Annotated in this window: 14 protein-coding genes; 6 read left to right on the forward strand and 8 right to left on the reverse strand. The window is 75.7% G+C overall.

Going from position 1 to position 12,865, the window contains the following annotated elements:
* Window positions 1–39 precede the first annotated feature (39 nt).
* The 7 genes from ACZ5GH_RS02350 to ACZ5GH_RS02380 form a co-directional block, all read right to left on the reverse strand.
* Window positions 40–927 (reverse strand): Vgb family protein, encoded by an 888-nt coding sequence (locus tag ACZ5GH_RS02350; RefSeq protein WP_387747799.1) that lies wholly within the window; start codon window positions 925–927, stop codon window positions 40–42.
* Window positions 928–984: 57 nt separating this feature from the next.
* Window positions 985–2,094: an AI-2E family transporter gene (locus ACZ5GH_RS02355; protein WP_387747797.1), complete on the reverse strand. Its 1,110-nt coding sequence runs from the start codon at window positions 2,092–2,094 to the stop codon at window positions 985–987.
* Window positions 2,095–2,193: 99 nt separating this feature from the next.
* On the reverse strand, window positions 2,194–3,291 hold the full coding sequence (locus tag ACZ5GH_RS02360) for a winged helix DNA-binding domain-containing protein (protein ID WP_387747795.1): 1,098 nt from the start codon (window positions 3,289–3,291) through the stop codon (window positions 2,194–2,196).
* Window positions 3,288–3,992 carry a glycerophosphodiester phosphodiesterase gene (locus tag ACZ5GH_RS02365; RefSeq protein WP_464333247.1) on the reverse strand — a complete coding sequence of 235 codons (705 nt, stop codon included), beginning with the start codon at window positions 3,990–3,992 and terminating at the stop codon, window positions 3,288–3,290. Before ACZ5GH_RS02365 ends, ACZ5GH_RS02360 begins: the two co-directional genes overlap by 4 nt.
* On the reverse strand, window positions 3,989–4,435 hold the full coding sequence (locus tag ACZ5GH_RS02370) for a hypothetical protein (RefSeq protein WP_464333248.1): 447 nt from the start codon (window positions 4,433–4,435) through the stop codon (window positions 3,989–3,991). The genes ACZ5GH_RS02365 and ACZ5GH_RS02370 overlap by 4 nt, the downstream gene beginning before the upstream one ends.
* Window positions 4,436–4,506: 71 nt before the next feature.
* Window positions 4,507–4,923 carry a TOBE domain-containing protein gene (locus ACZ5GH_RS02375; protein WP_464333249.1) on the reverse strand — a complete coding sequence of 139 codons (417 nt, stop codon included), beginning with the start codon at window positions 4,921–4,923 and terminating at the stop codon, window positions 4,507–4,509.
* 101 nt (window positions 4,924–5,024) lie between these two features.
* Window positions 5,025–6,209 (reverse strand): ROK family transcriptional regulator, encoded by a 1,185-nt coding sequence (locus ACZ5GH_RS02380; protein ID WP_387747785.1) that lies wholly within the window; start codon window positions 6,207–6,209, stop codon window positions 5,025–5,027.
* Window positions 6,210–6,318: 109 nt separating this feature from the next.
* On the opposite strand from ACZ5GH_RS02380, the gene ACZ5GH_RS02385 reads away from it, so the two are divergent.
* On the forward strand, window positions 6,319–7,560 hold the full coding sequence (locus ACZ5GH_RS02385; RefSeq protein WP_464333250.1) for an MFS transporter: 1,242 nt from the start codon (window positions 6,319–6,321) through the stop codon (window positions 7,558–7,560).
* 94 nt (window positions 7,561–7,654) lie between these two features.
* Window positions 7,655–8,425, forward strand: coding sequence for a dienelactone hydrolase family protein (locus ACZ5GH_RS02390; RefSeq protein WP_464333251.1), 771 nt, complete (start codon window positions 7,655–7,657; stop codon window positions 8,423–8,425).
* Between the two features lie 100 nt (window positions 8,426–8,525).
* Here ACZ5GH_RS02390 and ACZ5GH_RS02395 read toward each other — a convergent pair whose 3' ends face one another.
* Window positions 8,526–9,824: an MFS transporter gene (locus ACZ5GH_RS02395; RefSeq protein WP_387747779.1), complete on the reverse strand. Its 1,299-nt coding sequence runs from the start codon at window positions 9,822–9,824 to the stop codon at window positions 8,526–8,528.
* Window positions 9,825–10,068: 244 nt separating this feature from the next.
* Between ACZ5GH_RS02395 and ACZ5GH_RS02400 the strand changes: the two genes are divergently transcribed.
* The 4 genes from ACZ5GH_RS02400 to ACZ5GH_RS02415 all read left to right on the forward strand — a co-directional run bounded on the left by ACZ5GH_RS02400 (window position 10,069) and on the right by ACZ5GH_RS02415 (window position 12,820).
* Window positions 10,069–10,605: a CGNR zinc finger domain-containing protein gene (locus ACZ5GH_RS02400; RefSeq protein WP_387747777.1), complete on the forward strand. Its 537-nt coding sequence runs from the start codon at window positions 10,069–10,071 to the stop codon at window positions 10,603–10,605.
* A gap of 139 nt (window positions 10,606–10,744) precedes the next feature.
* Window positions 10,745–11,485, forward strand: a complete 741-nt coding sequence (locus ACZ5GH_RS02405; RefSeq protein WP_464333252.1) for a TVP38/TMEM64 family protein — start codon at window positions 10,745–10,747, stop codon at window positions 11,483–11,485.
* Between the two features lie 144 nt (window positions 11,486–11,629).
* The gene (locus ACZ5GH_RS02410; RefSeq protein ID WP_387747773.1) at window positions 11,630–12,145 is read left to right on the forward strand and encodes a DinB family protein; all 516 of its coding nucleotides are present in this window, start codon (window positions 11,630–11,632) and stop codon (window positions 12,143–12,145) included.
* A gap of 282 nt (window positions 12,146–12,427) precedes the next feature.
* On the forward strand, window positions 12,428–12,820 hold the full coding sequence (locus ACZ5GH_RS02415; protein ID WP_387747771.1) for a cell division protein SepF: 393 nt from the start codon (window positions 12,428–12,430) through the stop codon (window positions 12,818–12,820).
* Window positions 12,821–12,865 lie beyond the last annotated feature (45 nt).

A 12,865-nucleotide genomic window follows, 5' to 3' on the forward strand; every position in this document is an offset into this window, starting at 1 on the left:
GGCCTCCGCACCGCCCGCGCGGGACCTCCCGACCGGCCGTCAGGCTCCAGGCCGCGCCGGCGCCAGCCGGGCGATCTGCCCGCGCTCCAGCGCCGCGTACACCGTGCCGTCCGGGGCGACCGCGATGCCGTGCGGCTCGGCGCCGTCGCCCGGGACCGGGTGGCCGTCGAGCCGCCCGTCCGGGGTGAGCACCCCGATCCGCCCGGCGCCCCACTCGGTGAACCAGAGCCGGCCGTCCGGCCCGGCCGCGATCGCGTGCGGCCGGGCCGAGCGGTCGGCCAGCGGGAACTCGGTCACCCCGCCGTCCACGGTGATCCGCCCGACCAGCCCGCCGCCGATCCCCACGTACCAGAGCGCCCCGTCCGCCCCGGCGGTGATCCCGACCGGCGCGGTGCCCGCGGTGGGCAGCCGATGGACGGTCACCTCGCCGTCGGTGGCGACCCTCGCCACCGCGTCCGCCTGGTTGAGCGTGCACCACAGCGCTCCGTCCGGCCCGGCGGTGATCAGCGACGGGAACGCCCCTTCGACCGGTAGCGGGTACTCCGTCACCTCGCCCCGCACGGTGATCCGCCCGACCCGGTTCGCGTTCAGCTCGGTGAACCAGAGCGCCCCGTCGGGCCCGGCCGCGATGCCGTACGGCCCGGCGTCCGCCGTCGGCACCCCGTACGAGCGCGCCGTCCCGTCCGCGCCGATCCGCCCGATCCGGTGGTCCCGCATCCGGCAGAACCACATCGCCCCGTCCGGCCCCGCCGTGATCACCGAAGGCCCGCACCCGGGCGCCCCGAGGCCGTGGAGCTCGACACCGCCGCCCGCGTCGAGCCGCCCGACCTGCCCGCTGTGCACCAGCGTGAACCAGACGCCCCCGTCCGGCGCCACCGCCACCCCGTACGGCCCGGCCCCCGCCTCGGCGACCTCGATCAGTTCCATGCGACCCCTCCAAGCGCTATCGCGACTCTCGTCGCATTAGCGATCTTCGCACAGCGGTCAGGCCCCGGCAACCGACTTCTCCGCCGCCGGTCCCGGGTCGCCCCGCAGGACCGAGACGACGCCCATGCCCGCGGCGCAGACCGGGACGGCGAGCAGGGCCCCGATGATGCCCGCGATGCCGGAGCCGGCCACCACGGCGACCATGATGGTGGCCGGGTGCAGCTCCACCGTCCGGCTCTGGATGACCGGTTGGAGGATGTTGCCCTCGATCATCTGCACCGCGAGCACCACGCCGAGCGCCCACAGGGCCGTGCCGAGACCGCCGTCGGCGAGGGCCACCAGCACCGCCACCGTGCCGGACAGGAAGGCGCCGACGAAGGGGATGTAGGCGCCCATGAAGACCAGCGCCCCGAGCCCCGGCGCACCCGGAACACCGAGGGCGACCAGGCCGACGGTGATGAAGCCCGCGTCGATCAGGGCGATCAGGGTGGTGCCGCGCATGAACCCGGCCATCGCGGCGAAGGCCCGCTCGGCGCAGGCGATCACGGTCGTGGCGCTGCGCTCGGGCAGGTAGGAGCGGATGGCGTCGCCGGTGCGGTGGCCGTCCCGGAGGAAGAAGAACACCAGGGCGAGCGACAGCACCCCGCCGGCGATCAGCTGGGTGAGCAGGCCCAGCCCGGAGAGCACCCCGCTGGTGAGGGTGGAGACCAGCGAGTCGGTCTCGCCCTTGGCGTTGCTGAGCGCGTGCTGGATCTTCGCGCCGAACGGGCCGAGCCAGTCGGCCAGCCGCTCCCCGGCCTCCTGGAGCGAGGAGGCGATCTGCGGGGCGCTGTGCACCAGGGAGTTGACCAGCAGCGCCAGCACCCCGCCGACCGCGCAGACCAGCACGGTGCAGGTCAGTCCGGCGGCCAGGCCCCGCCCGACGCCCCTGCGCACCAGCCAGGGCACCACCGGGTGGAGCAGCGAGGCGCCGAGCAGCGCCAGGACGAACGGCACGGTCGCGGCCCGCAGTTCGACCAGCGCGAAGACCGCCAGCGAGGCGACGGCGATCAGCAGGATCACCGCCACCGACCAGGCCGCCGCCTGCCGCAGCGCGGGCGGCAGCATCAGGTACGGCCTGCGGTGGTCCGGCGGCCGCTGCTCGCCGGGCTCGCGCTCCACGGACACGGCCACCTCCGCCGGGGTCGTCGGGGATTCCGGACCGCCCCAGCTCAGCAGAGGTTCCGACGGCCCGCGCGGCGGACCTGCCGGGAGTACCCGAACGGACTACCCGGGCGCCTGGAACCGCACCACGCCGTCCTCGCCCGCCCCCGCGAACGCCAGCACCCGCCGCGCCTCGGCCTCCGCCGCCTGCCGGTCGGCCCGCCCCAGCGGCGCGAACGGTACGACGTCCACCTCGCGTTCGCCGGTCAGCCGCCAGGTGCCGGCGACCAGCCCGTCCACCAGCAGCGTCCCGGGCACGATGCCGTTGCGGGTCATCACCCGGCCCCGGTGCTCCTCGGGCAGCACCCGGGTGCGGTCGGCGTGCGAGAGCAGCAGGTTGTCGAAGGGCGCGACCAGCCGTACCGGCGCCGGGGTGTCCGGGTCGGGGCGGGGCGCCTCGGGCAGGTCGTACAGCTGCCGGCCCCGCTCGTCGCGGAAGGCCAGGAGCCGCGGAGCGAGCCGCCGCAGCACCGGGGCGAGGCCGGCCAGGCCGCACCACTGGCGCAGGTCCGCCGCGGAGGCCGGGCCGAAGGCGGCGAGATGGCGCAGCACCAGGCCGTCCGGGTCGGGCGACGGATCGAGCGGTCGGCCGAGCCAGGCTTCGGCGGTGGTGTGGGCGGCCGGGCCGCCGCGCCCCCACAGCCCGCGCGGTGGGACCTGCACCAGCGGCAGCCGGCAGCGGGCGGCCTGGGCGAGGGCGGCCGGGTCGCGGTCCGGCCGGCTCTGCGCGAGCAGCGCGCCGAGCTGCTGGAAGGTGCGCGGCTCCGCCTCGACCAAGGCGCGGGCCTCGGCGGCGAGCGCGTCCAGGTCCAGCCCGGCGAGCCGCTTGCCGTAGGTGGTGCGCAGCGCCTGGTCCAGCATCGGCTGGAGGAGCGGGCGCAGTGTCCGGCAGTCCTCGGCGGTGACCAGGTGGATGGTGCCGCGGTGGAGGGCGATCCGGACCGCGGCCCGCTGCTCCAGCAGCGTGCTCAGCCGCTCGGGCGTGAAGCCGTCGAGCCGGGCGAGCAGGCCGAGGTAGGGCGGCTGGGGCGCGGCCTGGGCCTGGAGTCCGCCGAGGTGGTGGATGACGGCGGCGGGCGGCTGGTCGGTGCGGGCGAGCAGGTGCTGGCGGGCCAGCAGGGCCCGGCCGAGCGCCCGCCGCCCGAGGACCGGGCCGGTCACCGGCGGCCGTCCAGCACCGAGCGCAGGACGCCGATCCGGTTGGAGGTGATGGAGGCGACGCCGCTCCCGCGCAGTCGGCGCATGGTGCGGCGCAGGTCGGCGGTCCAGGTGGAGACGGCGAGTCCCTCGTCCGTCGCGGCGGCGGTGAACTCGGGGGTGACCAGCCCGAACGGCGGGTTGAGGTAGCGCGGGCGCAGGTCGTCCAGCAGGGCGCGCACGGGCATCCGGGGCTGCTTCCAGGTGAGCGCGAGCTCGGCGTCCGGGCTCAGCTCGCGCACGGCGAGCATGGCGGCGGCGGGGCCGCAGAAGGCGACCGCCCGTTCGGCGCCGAGCGCGGTGACCACCGACCAGGTGGCGGCGGCCGGCGCGGCGTCGTCCAGGTCGATCAGCAGCCGGCGGCCGTCGACGGCGGCCACCGCCTTGACCGCCTCGGCGAGGGTGGGGACGGCGAGCGGGCCGTGCCGCAGCTCCGCCAGCTGGTCGGCGGTGACCCGGTCGATCGGGCGCGGGTCGCCCCACAGCCGTTCCAGGGTGCGGTCGTGCAGCAGCACGGGCACCCGGTCGCGGGTGAGCTGGACGTCCACCTCGACGGCGTCGGCCCCGGCGGCGAGCGCGGACTCGACGGAGGGCAGGGTGTTCTCGCGGAACCGGTACGGGTCGCCGCGGTGGGCGACGGCGAGCGGCTTGGCTGCGGCGTTCATCGGACCCTTCCGGTGAGCCAGGGGGTGAGGCTGTGGACGCCGACGTCCTCGCGGTAGCTCGGCTCCCCGGGGACGGTGACGATCAGCGTGGTGGACGGCGGGAAGGTGCGCGCCCGGACGTGCACCAGGTCGGACCAGACGGCGTTCAGGAAGCCGGGGACGCGGTCGCGGTCGACGTCGAAGGGGATGCCCTCGACGGTCACGGTGACCTCGTCGTGGGTGAACAGCCGGACGGTGACGGCGGGGCGGCCGTCGAACTCCAGCAGCGCCTCGTGCGGGAGGCCGGCCGGCTCGTCCGCCGGGCCGTCCGGACCGACCAGGCCGGCGAAGGTCCGGTCGCGGCCGATGTCGTGCTCGGCGCGGACGGTGCGGCCGTGCCGGCCGGCCACGGCCTCGATCGCGAGCACGGCGCTCTGGGTGGTCGGCAGGTGCGGGGGCGGCATCCGGGCCTCTCCTTCGGTTCCGGGACTCGGGCGGCTCGTGCGGGGAGGGCTAGGGAATTGTCAGACACGCCCTAGCGCAGTTCGACCATCACGTTGGTGGACTTGACGACCGCCGTGGCGGGTGCGCCGGGGACCAGCTTCAGCTCCTCCGCCGACTCCCGGCTGATCAGTGACACCACCCGGAACGGCCCGGCCTGGATCTCCACCTGCGCGGCCACGTCGCCGAGCACCACGTGGGTGACGATCCCCGGGAAGCGGTTGCGGGCCGAGGACGGCCGGCCCTCCGCCTCGGCGTTCTCCGGCCGGGCCAGCTCCCGGGCGAAGGCGGCGAGTTCGGCGCCCGGGATGATCCGGTGCCCGTTCTCGTCCCGCGCGGCGGCGACCCGCCCGGCGTCCACCCAGCGCCGCATGGTGTCGGCGCTGACGCCGAGCAGCGCCGCGGCTTCGCCGATGCGGTACGGGTTGGCCGGCACCTCGGGCTGGCGCATGTGCGTCTCCTGACCGTGGTTCGGGATCCGGGGACGGGTGCCCCCGCGCCATCCTGCCGTACCGGCGGCGCGGGTGATCACCCGAGGGCGGCGGACCGGCGCTACGGCTCGCCGAAGAGGTCGCGCCGCACCGCGTCCCCGGCGGTGAGCACCGCCCCGGCGAGCACCGCGCCGCCGCCCGCCGTGCCGGCCCGCACCTCGGTGCTGAGCGGGGAGAGCCGGGCCAGCCGCCGTTCGACCCGCCGGGCCAGCTCCGGTCCGCCGGCCCGGCCGGTCTCGCCGCCGAGCACCACGCAGCCGGGGTCCAGCACCACGCAGACGCCGGCCGCGCCGATCGCGATCCGCTCGGCCAGCTCGTCCAGGAAGCCGTCGCCCGCCGCGCCGGCCGACAGCGCGGCCCGGACGACGGCCTCGGCGGCGGGGGCGTCGTCCGCCGGGTCCGCCGGCAGTCCGTGGGCGCGGGCCAGCGCGCAGATCGCGGCGCTGCCGACCAGTCCGTGGAAGCCGCCCTCGCAGCTGTCGGCGCTGGGCAGGCCGACGGTGCCGGGGACGGGCAGGAAGCAGATCTCGCCGGTGCCGCCGGAGAAGCCCCGGCGCAGCCGCCCGTCCAGGATCACGGCGGCGCCGACGCTGTGGCCGAGCCACATCAGGACGAAGGTGTCGCGGTCGCGAGCGGCGCCGACCCGGTACTCGGCCCGCCCGGCCAGGTTGACCTCGTTCTCCAGGATCACCTCGGTGCCGGGCAGGTCCCGCAGCGCGGCGAGGAGTTCGGCGTGCCAGGCGGGGAGCTTGCCGGTGCTCTGCAGCCGTCCGGTGGCCGGGTCGACCAGCCCGGGGGCGCCGACGGCGACGGTGTGCAGCCGTTCGACGCCGGCGCCGCGGGCGGTCTCCCGCAGGGCGGCGACGACGGCGCCGGCGGTCTCCGGGCCGCCGTCGCCCTCGACCGGGACCTCGGCGGTGGCGAGGCTGCGCCCGGCCAGGTCGGCGACGACCAGGCTGACGCCGCCGGAGCGGACGTCGAAGGCGGCCAGGTGGGCCCGGGACGCGACCAGCGCGTAGAGCCGGGCGTTGGGGCCGCGCCGCTGTTCACCGCGCTCGCCGACGACGGCCACCAGGCCGGTGCGCTGGAGGCGTTCGAGCAGGTCGGCGACGGTCGGCCGGGACAGGCCGGTGAGGTCGCGCAGCTCGGTCGCGGTCAGGGGGCCCTGTTCGAGCAGCAGGTTGAGTGCCAGCCGGTCGTTGATCGCCCGGGCGGTGCTCGGCGTGGCCGTACGCGCGATGGTCATGGCAGATCATCCTTCCAGAGCATTTCTATCAGGGTCCCTTCCTGATAATTTATCCACCGTCACAGGGCACTGTCGCGCCCCTCGTCGCGCGACCGGGAGGGAACACCGAATGAGCGGGACCACCGCACCACCGCCGGAGCCGCTGACCGCCCCGCGCCGGGCCCGGGCGGGCATCGCCCTGGTCTTCTGCGTGCACGGGGCCGTCAGCGGCAGCTTCGTCACCCGCATCCCGTGGATCCAGGACCGCCTCGACCTCTCCGCCGGCCAGCTCGGCCTGGCCCTGGTCATGCCCGCCATCGGCTCCTCCCTCGCCATGCCGCTGGCCGGCCGCTTCGTGCACCGCTACGGCGGCCGGGCGGCGGTGCGCGGGCTGATCTCGCTCTGGTGCCTGACGCTCGCCCTGCCCGCGCTCGCCCCCTCGCTGCCCGCGCTGTGCGCCGCGCTGCTGGTGTACGGCGCCACGGCCGGGATGGCGGACGTCGCGATGAACGCCCAGGGCGTGGAGATCGAGGAACGGCTCGGGCGCTCGATCATGTCCGGACTGCACGGGATGTGGAGTGCCGGCGGCCTGCTGGCCTCGCCCTTCGGCATCCTCGCCGCCCACCTGGAGCTGGACGCCCGGCTCCAGCTGGCCGTCACCGCGCTGATCCTGCTCGCCCTCGCCCAGCCCGTCTGCCGCGCCCTGCCCGACATCCGGGCGCACGAGGGCGCGGAGGAGCCGCCCCGGTTCGCGCTGCCGCCGCGCAGCTCGCTGGTGATCGGGCTGGTCGGCTTCTGCGCGGTCTTCGCCGAGGGCGCCTCGATGGACTGGAGCGGCGTCTACCTGCGGGACGTCACCGGCGCCTCGGCCACCGTCGCCGCCGCCTCGTACACCGCCTTCTCGCTCACCATGGCGGTCAGCCGGCTCGCCGGGGACGCCGCGATCCGCCGCCTCGGCGCCGTCCGCACCACCCGCATCGGCGGCGCCGTCGCCACCGCCGGCGGCCTGCTGGTGGTCGCCGCGGACAGCCCGGCGCTGGCCATCCCCGGGTTCGCCCTCATCGGCGTCGGCATCGCGGTGATCGTCCCGCTCGCCTTCGCCGCGGCCGGCCGGATCGGCACCAACCCCAGCCAGGCCATCGCGGGCGTCGCCACCGTCACCTACACCTCCGGCCTGATCGCCCCCGCGGTCATCGGCGCCCTCGCCCAGGCCACCTCGCTGACCGTCTCCTTCACCCTGGTCACCGCGCTCGCCTGCGCCCTGCTGCTGAGCGCCGGGGCGCTGAAGCTGGCCGAACGGAACTCCGGCGACGGGAACGTGACCGCAATGTCACCGGAAAAGCCTTCCGGAAAAGATCTCTCCGCGATATGATGGTGAATTCCCGAGGGAATTCCCCGCTAAGGTCTCGAACCGCCGGGCGCACACCGCGCCCGGCGGTTCTCGCGTTCCACGAGAGGAATTCCCCGTGTGCTACGACCCGAATGCCGCCCCGCCCGCCTTCAGCCCCGCCCGGTGGCCGCCGGCCGAGGCCGCCCCGCTCACCCTGACCTCGGCCGACGGCACCCGCTTCGGCGCCTTCCTGGCCCGCCCCGAGGTCGCCACCGGGCCCGGCGTGCTCGTCCTGCCGGACAACAAGGGCCTTTCCGCGTTCTACCGGCAGACCGCCGCCCGGCTCGCCGAACAGGGCCACCCGGCCCTCGTCCTCGACTATTACGGCCGCACCGCCGGGGCCTTCCCGGAAAAGCGCCCGGCGGAATTCGGCGAAATGCCGGGCCTGCTCCCCCACCTGCTCGCGCTCACCCCCGGGGGACTGGACGACGACATCACCGCCGCGCTGGAACGGCTGCGCGCGGTCGGGCCCGCCGAGGTGGTCGCGCTCGGCTTCTGCTTCGGCGGCCGGCAGGCCTTCCGCACCGCCGCCCCGCGCTTCGGCCTGGCCGGCGCGGTCGGCTACTACGGCTACCCGGACGCCCTCCACGGCGCCCCGGGGCCCACCCAGCTGGCCGGGGAGCTGACCGCCCCGGTCCTCGCCTTCTGGGGCGGCGCCGACGAGCACATCCCGGCCGGCACCGTCGACGCCTTCGACGCGGCGCTCACCGCGGCCGGCTGCCCGCACGAGTTCGTCCGCTACCCGGGCGCACCGCACGACTTCTTCGAGAGCGCCGCCGTCGAGCACGCCGACGCGGCCCGGGACTCGTGGCGGCGCCTGCTGGCGTTCCTCGCCGGGCCGCGCTGAACCGGGGCCGCACCGAACCCGGGCGGCGCTGTTCAGCGGGTCCCCGGCCGAGAGCCGCCGGACGGCGGACGGCGGCCCCCGGACGGCGGAGGCCGGAGGCTCACGGCGAACCGCTCCTGCGCCGGTGCCGGTCGCCGCTCGCGGTCGCCACGAGGGTCAGGGCCGTGGTGCCCGCGAGGGCCGCCCAGGCCGGGGTGAAGCTGTGCGTGGTGTCGCGGAGCAGCCCGAGTGCGGGCGGGACCAGGATGACGGCCAGCTGGTTGACGGCCATGACCAGGCCGAGCGCGAAGCCGGTCCGGCCCGGCGGGGCGGACTCCGCCAGGTGGGCGACCCAGGGGCCGTACCAGCCGATCCCGAAGAAGCCGAGCCAGGTGAACACCAGGGCGGCCACCGGTGGGGACTGGCCCGCCGGCGTCATCAGCACCGTCAGGCCCGCCACCACCGCGCCCATGCTGACCAGGACGGGCCGGTACCGTCCGCCGCGGCTGCGGTCGCTCCAGGCGGCCAGGCCGATCCGGCCGGTCGCACCCGCCACCTGAGCGGCCACCAGGACGGCGGCCGTCGGACCGGCGCCCAGGCGCGTCACGTCGTGCAGGTACAGCGCGCCCAGGAGGCCGACGCCGCCGTGCACCGCCACCATGCTCGTGCCGGACAGCAGGATCCTCACCATGGCCGGTTCCCGCAGCATCCGCAGCCGGGAGCGCGGCGCGGCGGACGGGGCCCCCTCCCGGAGGTCGGACCGCGTCCGGCCGGGGTCGGCGACCGGAACGACCGCGACGGCGGCGGCGGGCGGCCTCCGGTAGAGGGCCATGAAGACCACGGCTCCCGTGAGTGCCGCGAGCCCGCCCACCACCAGGGCCATCCGCCACCCGTACGCCGCGGCCACGGCCGGCAGGACGGCGGCGGCGACCGCCGCACCCAGCGGCAGTCCGGCCTGCCGCACGCCCATCGCCAGCCCGCGCTGCGCGGGGGCGAACCAGGCGGCGACCGACTTGCTGCCCCCGGGCTGCGCCGTGCTGTACCCGGCGCCGACGACCAGCAGCACGGCCAGCAGGGAGGCGTACCCCTGCGCCAGGCTGCCGAGGAGCAGGCCTCCGGCGACCACGGCGGCGCCGATGCCGACGACCCAGCGCTCGTTGTGCCGGTCCAGCAGCTCGCCGGCCACCAACAGGCCTACCAGGGGGACGAGTTGGGAGGAGGACAGGAGCAGTCCGAGCTGGCCGGTGCCGATGTCCAGTGAGCGTTGCAGGTCGACGGCCATCGCTCCGATGCCCTGCACGAAGAAGCAGGAGGTCGCCTGGGCGAAGGTGGCGATGCCGAGGATCGTCCAGCGGTACCGCCCGGCGGGAGCGGCGCGCCCGCGGTCGTTCCGGACCCTGGTCGCGGTGCGGCCGCTCACCGGCACCGGTCCGGGGCCGGTGACGCCGGGGACGCCGGGGACGAGACCGGGACCGGGGCCGCGCCGTCGAGGGCGGGAACCCGCGTCCCGAGTTCCGGGTGATCGTCAACTTCTTTGGCGGGCACGGCAGTCGATCGATCGGCTCGGGGATGTGCCCGGGCGGTGACCGGCCGGCAGGCCGGGCCGGACCTCCGGCGGTGACGGGGGTGGTGACTCATGCCGCCCAGCCTGGTGTCATGGTCTTATGCATCTCAACCCTTACGGCGGGGACGCCGTGAAGCTCGCCGCCGAGCTGGCCAACCGACGTCCGCAGACCGTCGAAGACCTGACGGACCGCTGCCGCGCCGCCGGGCTGGTGATCGACGGGCCGGTGCCGCAGGCCGACCTGGCGCACACCCTCGCCCTCCTGGACACCTGGGAGGGAGTCGTCGACGCGGCCACCGAAGGCGAGCGGGCCGAGCGGCTCAACCGGATGCTGGCCGCCGGCGCGTCCCACCCCCGGCTGACCGACCACTCCGGCGGCTGGCACCTCCACTACCGCGACGACCGCCTGCCGTTCGCCGCCGTGCTGTCCTCGCTGATCGCCGTGGGCACGGCGTTCCACCTGGTGGGGCGCGGCATGCACCGGCTCGGCCGGTGCGCCGTCGCCGGGTGCACCACGATCTACGCCGACACCACGCGCACCGGCCGCCAGCGCTACTGCTCCCAACGGTGCGCCAACCGGGACGCGGTCCGCCGCCACCGCGCGACGCGGTCGGCGGCGGACCCGGCTCGCGCCTGATCCCCGGGGGGCGTCACCCGGGGACCGGCCGGCGCGCCCGACCGGCACCCGGCGCGACGACCCGTGGTGGGACTCATGCCCCCGCCGGCGGTCGGGGCCGGGAAGCGGGGCGCGGCCGGGTACCGGTTAGGCTCGGGCGGTGTTCGAGCCCGATGCCGCCGTCCCCGCGCCGCCCGCCGTGCCGCCGCAGGCCCCCGCCGCGGCGCCGCAGCCCGTCGCCTCGCCGCGCTCTCCGTGGTGGCGGTTCGCGCTGCTGGTGGCGGTGCTCGCGGCGGCGGCCGGGTCGCTGTTGCTCTGGAGCCCGACGGACCTGCTCTCCGGCGGCCTGGCGGACCGGATGCCCGGGTACTGGTTCGGCCCGCTGTTCGCCCTGGTCTACGCGGTGGGCACGCTCGCCTTCGTGCCCCGCCCCGCGCTGAACGCGGCGGCCGGGCTGCTGCTCGGCATCCAGCAGGGCGTGCTGCTGTCGGTGCTCGGCACCACGGTGGGCGCCGCCCTGGCCTTCGGGCTCGGCCGGGGCCTCGGCCGCGAGGCGCTGCGCCCGTACCTGCGCGGGAAGGTGCTCGGGGCGCTGGACCGGCGGTTCACCGAGCAGGGTTTCCGCAGCGTGCTGGTGCTGCGGCTGCTGCCCGGCATGCCGTTCCAGGCGGCCAACTACGGCGCGGCCTTCTCCGGGGTCCGCTTCCTGCCGTTCGTCCTGGCCACCGCGATCGGCGTGGTGCCGACCACCGCGGTGTACGTCACGGCGGCGGCGAGTGCGGGCCGGCCGGGCTCGGCGGCCTTCCTGCTGTCGGCGGGGGTGATCGCGCTGCTGGTCCTGGGCAGCGTGGTGGGGCTCTGGCGGACGGCCCGAACCCGCCGCCGGGCGACGGCCGACTGAACGCCCGAACCGGCTGAACCGCCCGCCGGGCAGGGACGGACGAGGCGGAGACGGGCAGGGGGACGGAGCCGGACAGGGCGGAAACGGGCAGGTCCGGGCTAAATCATTCGCGCCCGTGCACCACCAGACGCCAGGATGGCGGGCATGACCGAACTCGACCCGCGGGTGGACCCGCCGACGACGGCCGACGAGGCCGCCACCCTGATCGCCTTCCTCGACTACCACCGCGACACCCTCGCGCGGAAGTGCGAGGGCCTGACCGACGACCAGCTGCGGCTGCGCTCCGCCCCGCCGTCCAAGCTCTCGCTGCTCGGCCTGGTCCGGCACATGGCCGACGTGGAGCAGCACTGGTTCCGGTCCATGCTGCCCGGCCGGGAGATCACCGCCTGGCACTTCTGGACCGACGAGAGCGAGGACGGCGACTTCGACGGCGTCGACACCGCCGACGTGGCGGCCGACTTCGCCACCTGGCGCGCCGAGGTCGAGGCGGCCCGCCGGGCCACCGCCGGCCTGCCGCTGGACACCGTCGCCAAGAAGCTGCGCCACGGCGAGCCGGTGACGCTCCGCTGGATCCTCACCCACATGATCGAGGAGTACGCGCGACACAACGGCCACGCGGATCTTCTGCGCGAATTGATCGACGGTTCGACCGGGGAGTGACGCGACGGGTGAAATCGTTCCCGCATTGTTGACAGAAGGTCAATTGCGCAGTGACCGCGACCGATAAGGTCAACGCGCGCAACCGTACGGCGCTGTGCCGCGTCCATGGGAGTGCCCGGGTTCGCCCGGGTTTCCGGCGCGGCACGACTCGTACGGGGGTTGCGAGCGGGCACGGGACCGGTGAACAGTGCGATACTCGGACAGTTCCGACGAGTGGATGACGTGTCAAGAACGGCACGCGACCCCGGGGGACCAGGACGGGACGAGGCAGGGAGGCGCGGCATGGGAGCACTTCGCGACGAGCACCACAACGGGTGGCTGATGCCCTCGGGGAACTACCCGGCCGCGGTGTACGACGACGAGTGGGTCGACCAGGAGACGGTTCCGACCGCCCCCGCGCCCACGAAGATCGTCTCCCTGCGGCCGACGGGCTTCGAGGCGGCCCGGACGGTCGGTGAGCACATCCGGGCGAGCATCCCGGTGGTCATGGACCTCACCGAGATGGAGGAGGCCGAGGCCAAGCGCATGGTCGACTTCGCCTCCGGGCTGATCTTCGGCACCCGGGGCGGCATCGAGCGGATCGCCCGGAGGGTCTTCCTGCTCACCCCGGCCGACGTCGAGGTCATGGTGATCGACCGCCCGATGGACGACACCGGCTTCTACAACCAGAGCTGAGCCGACAGGCCCGGAGCCCGGCCGAGACCGGGGACGGTACCCACC

Source organism: Kitasatospora sp. Xyl93, assembly GCF_055383135.1.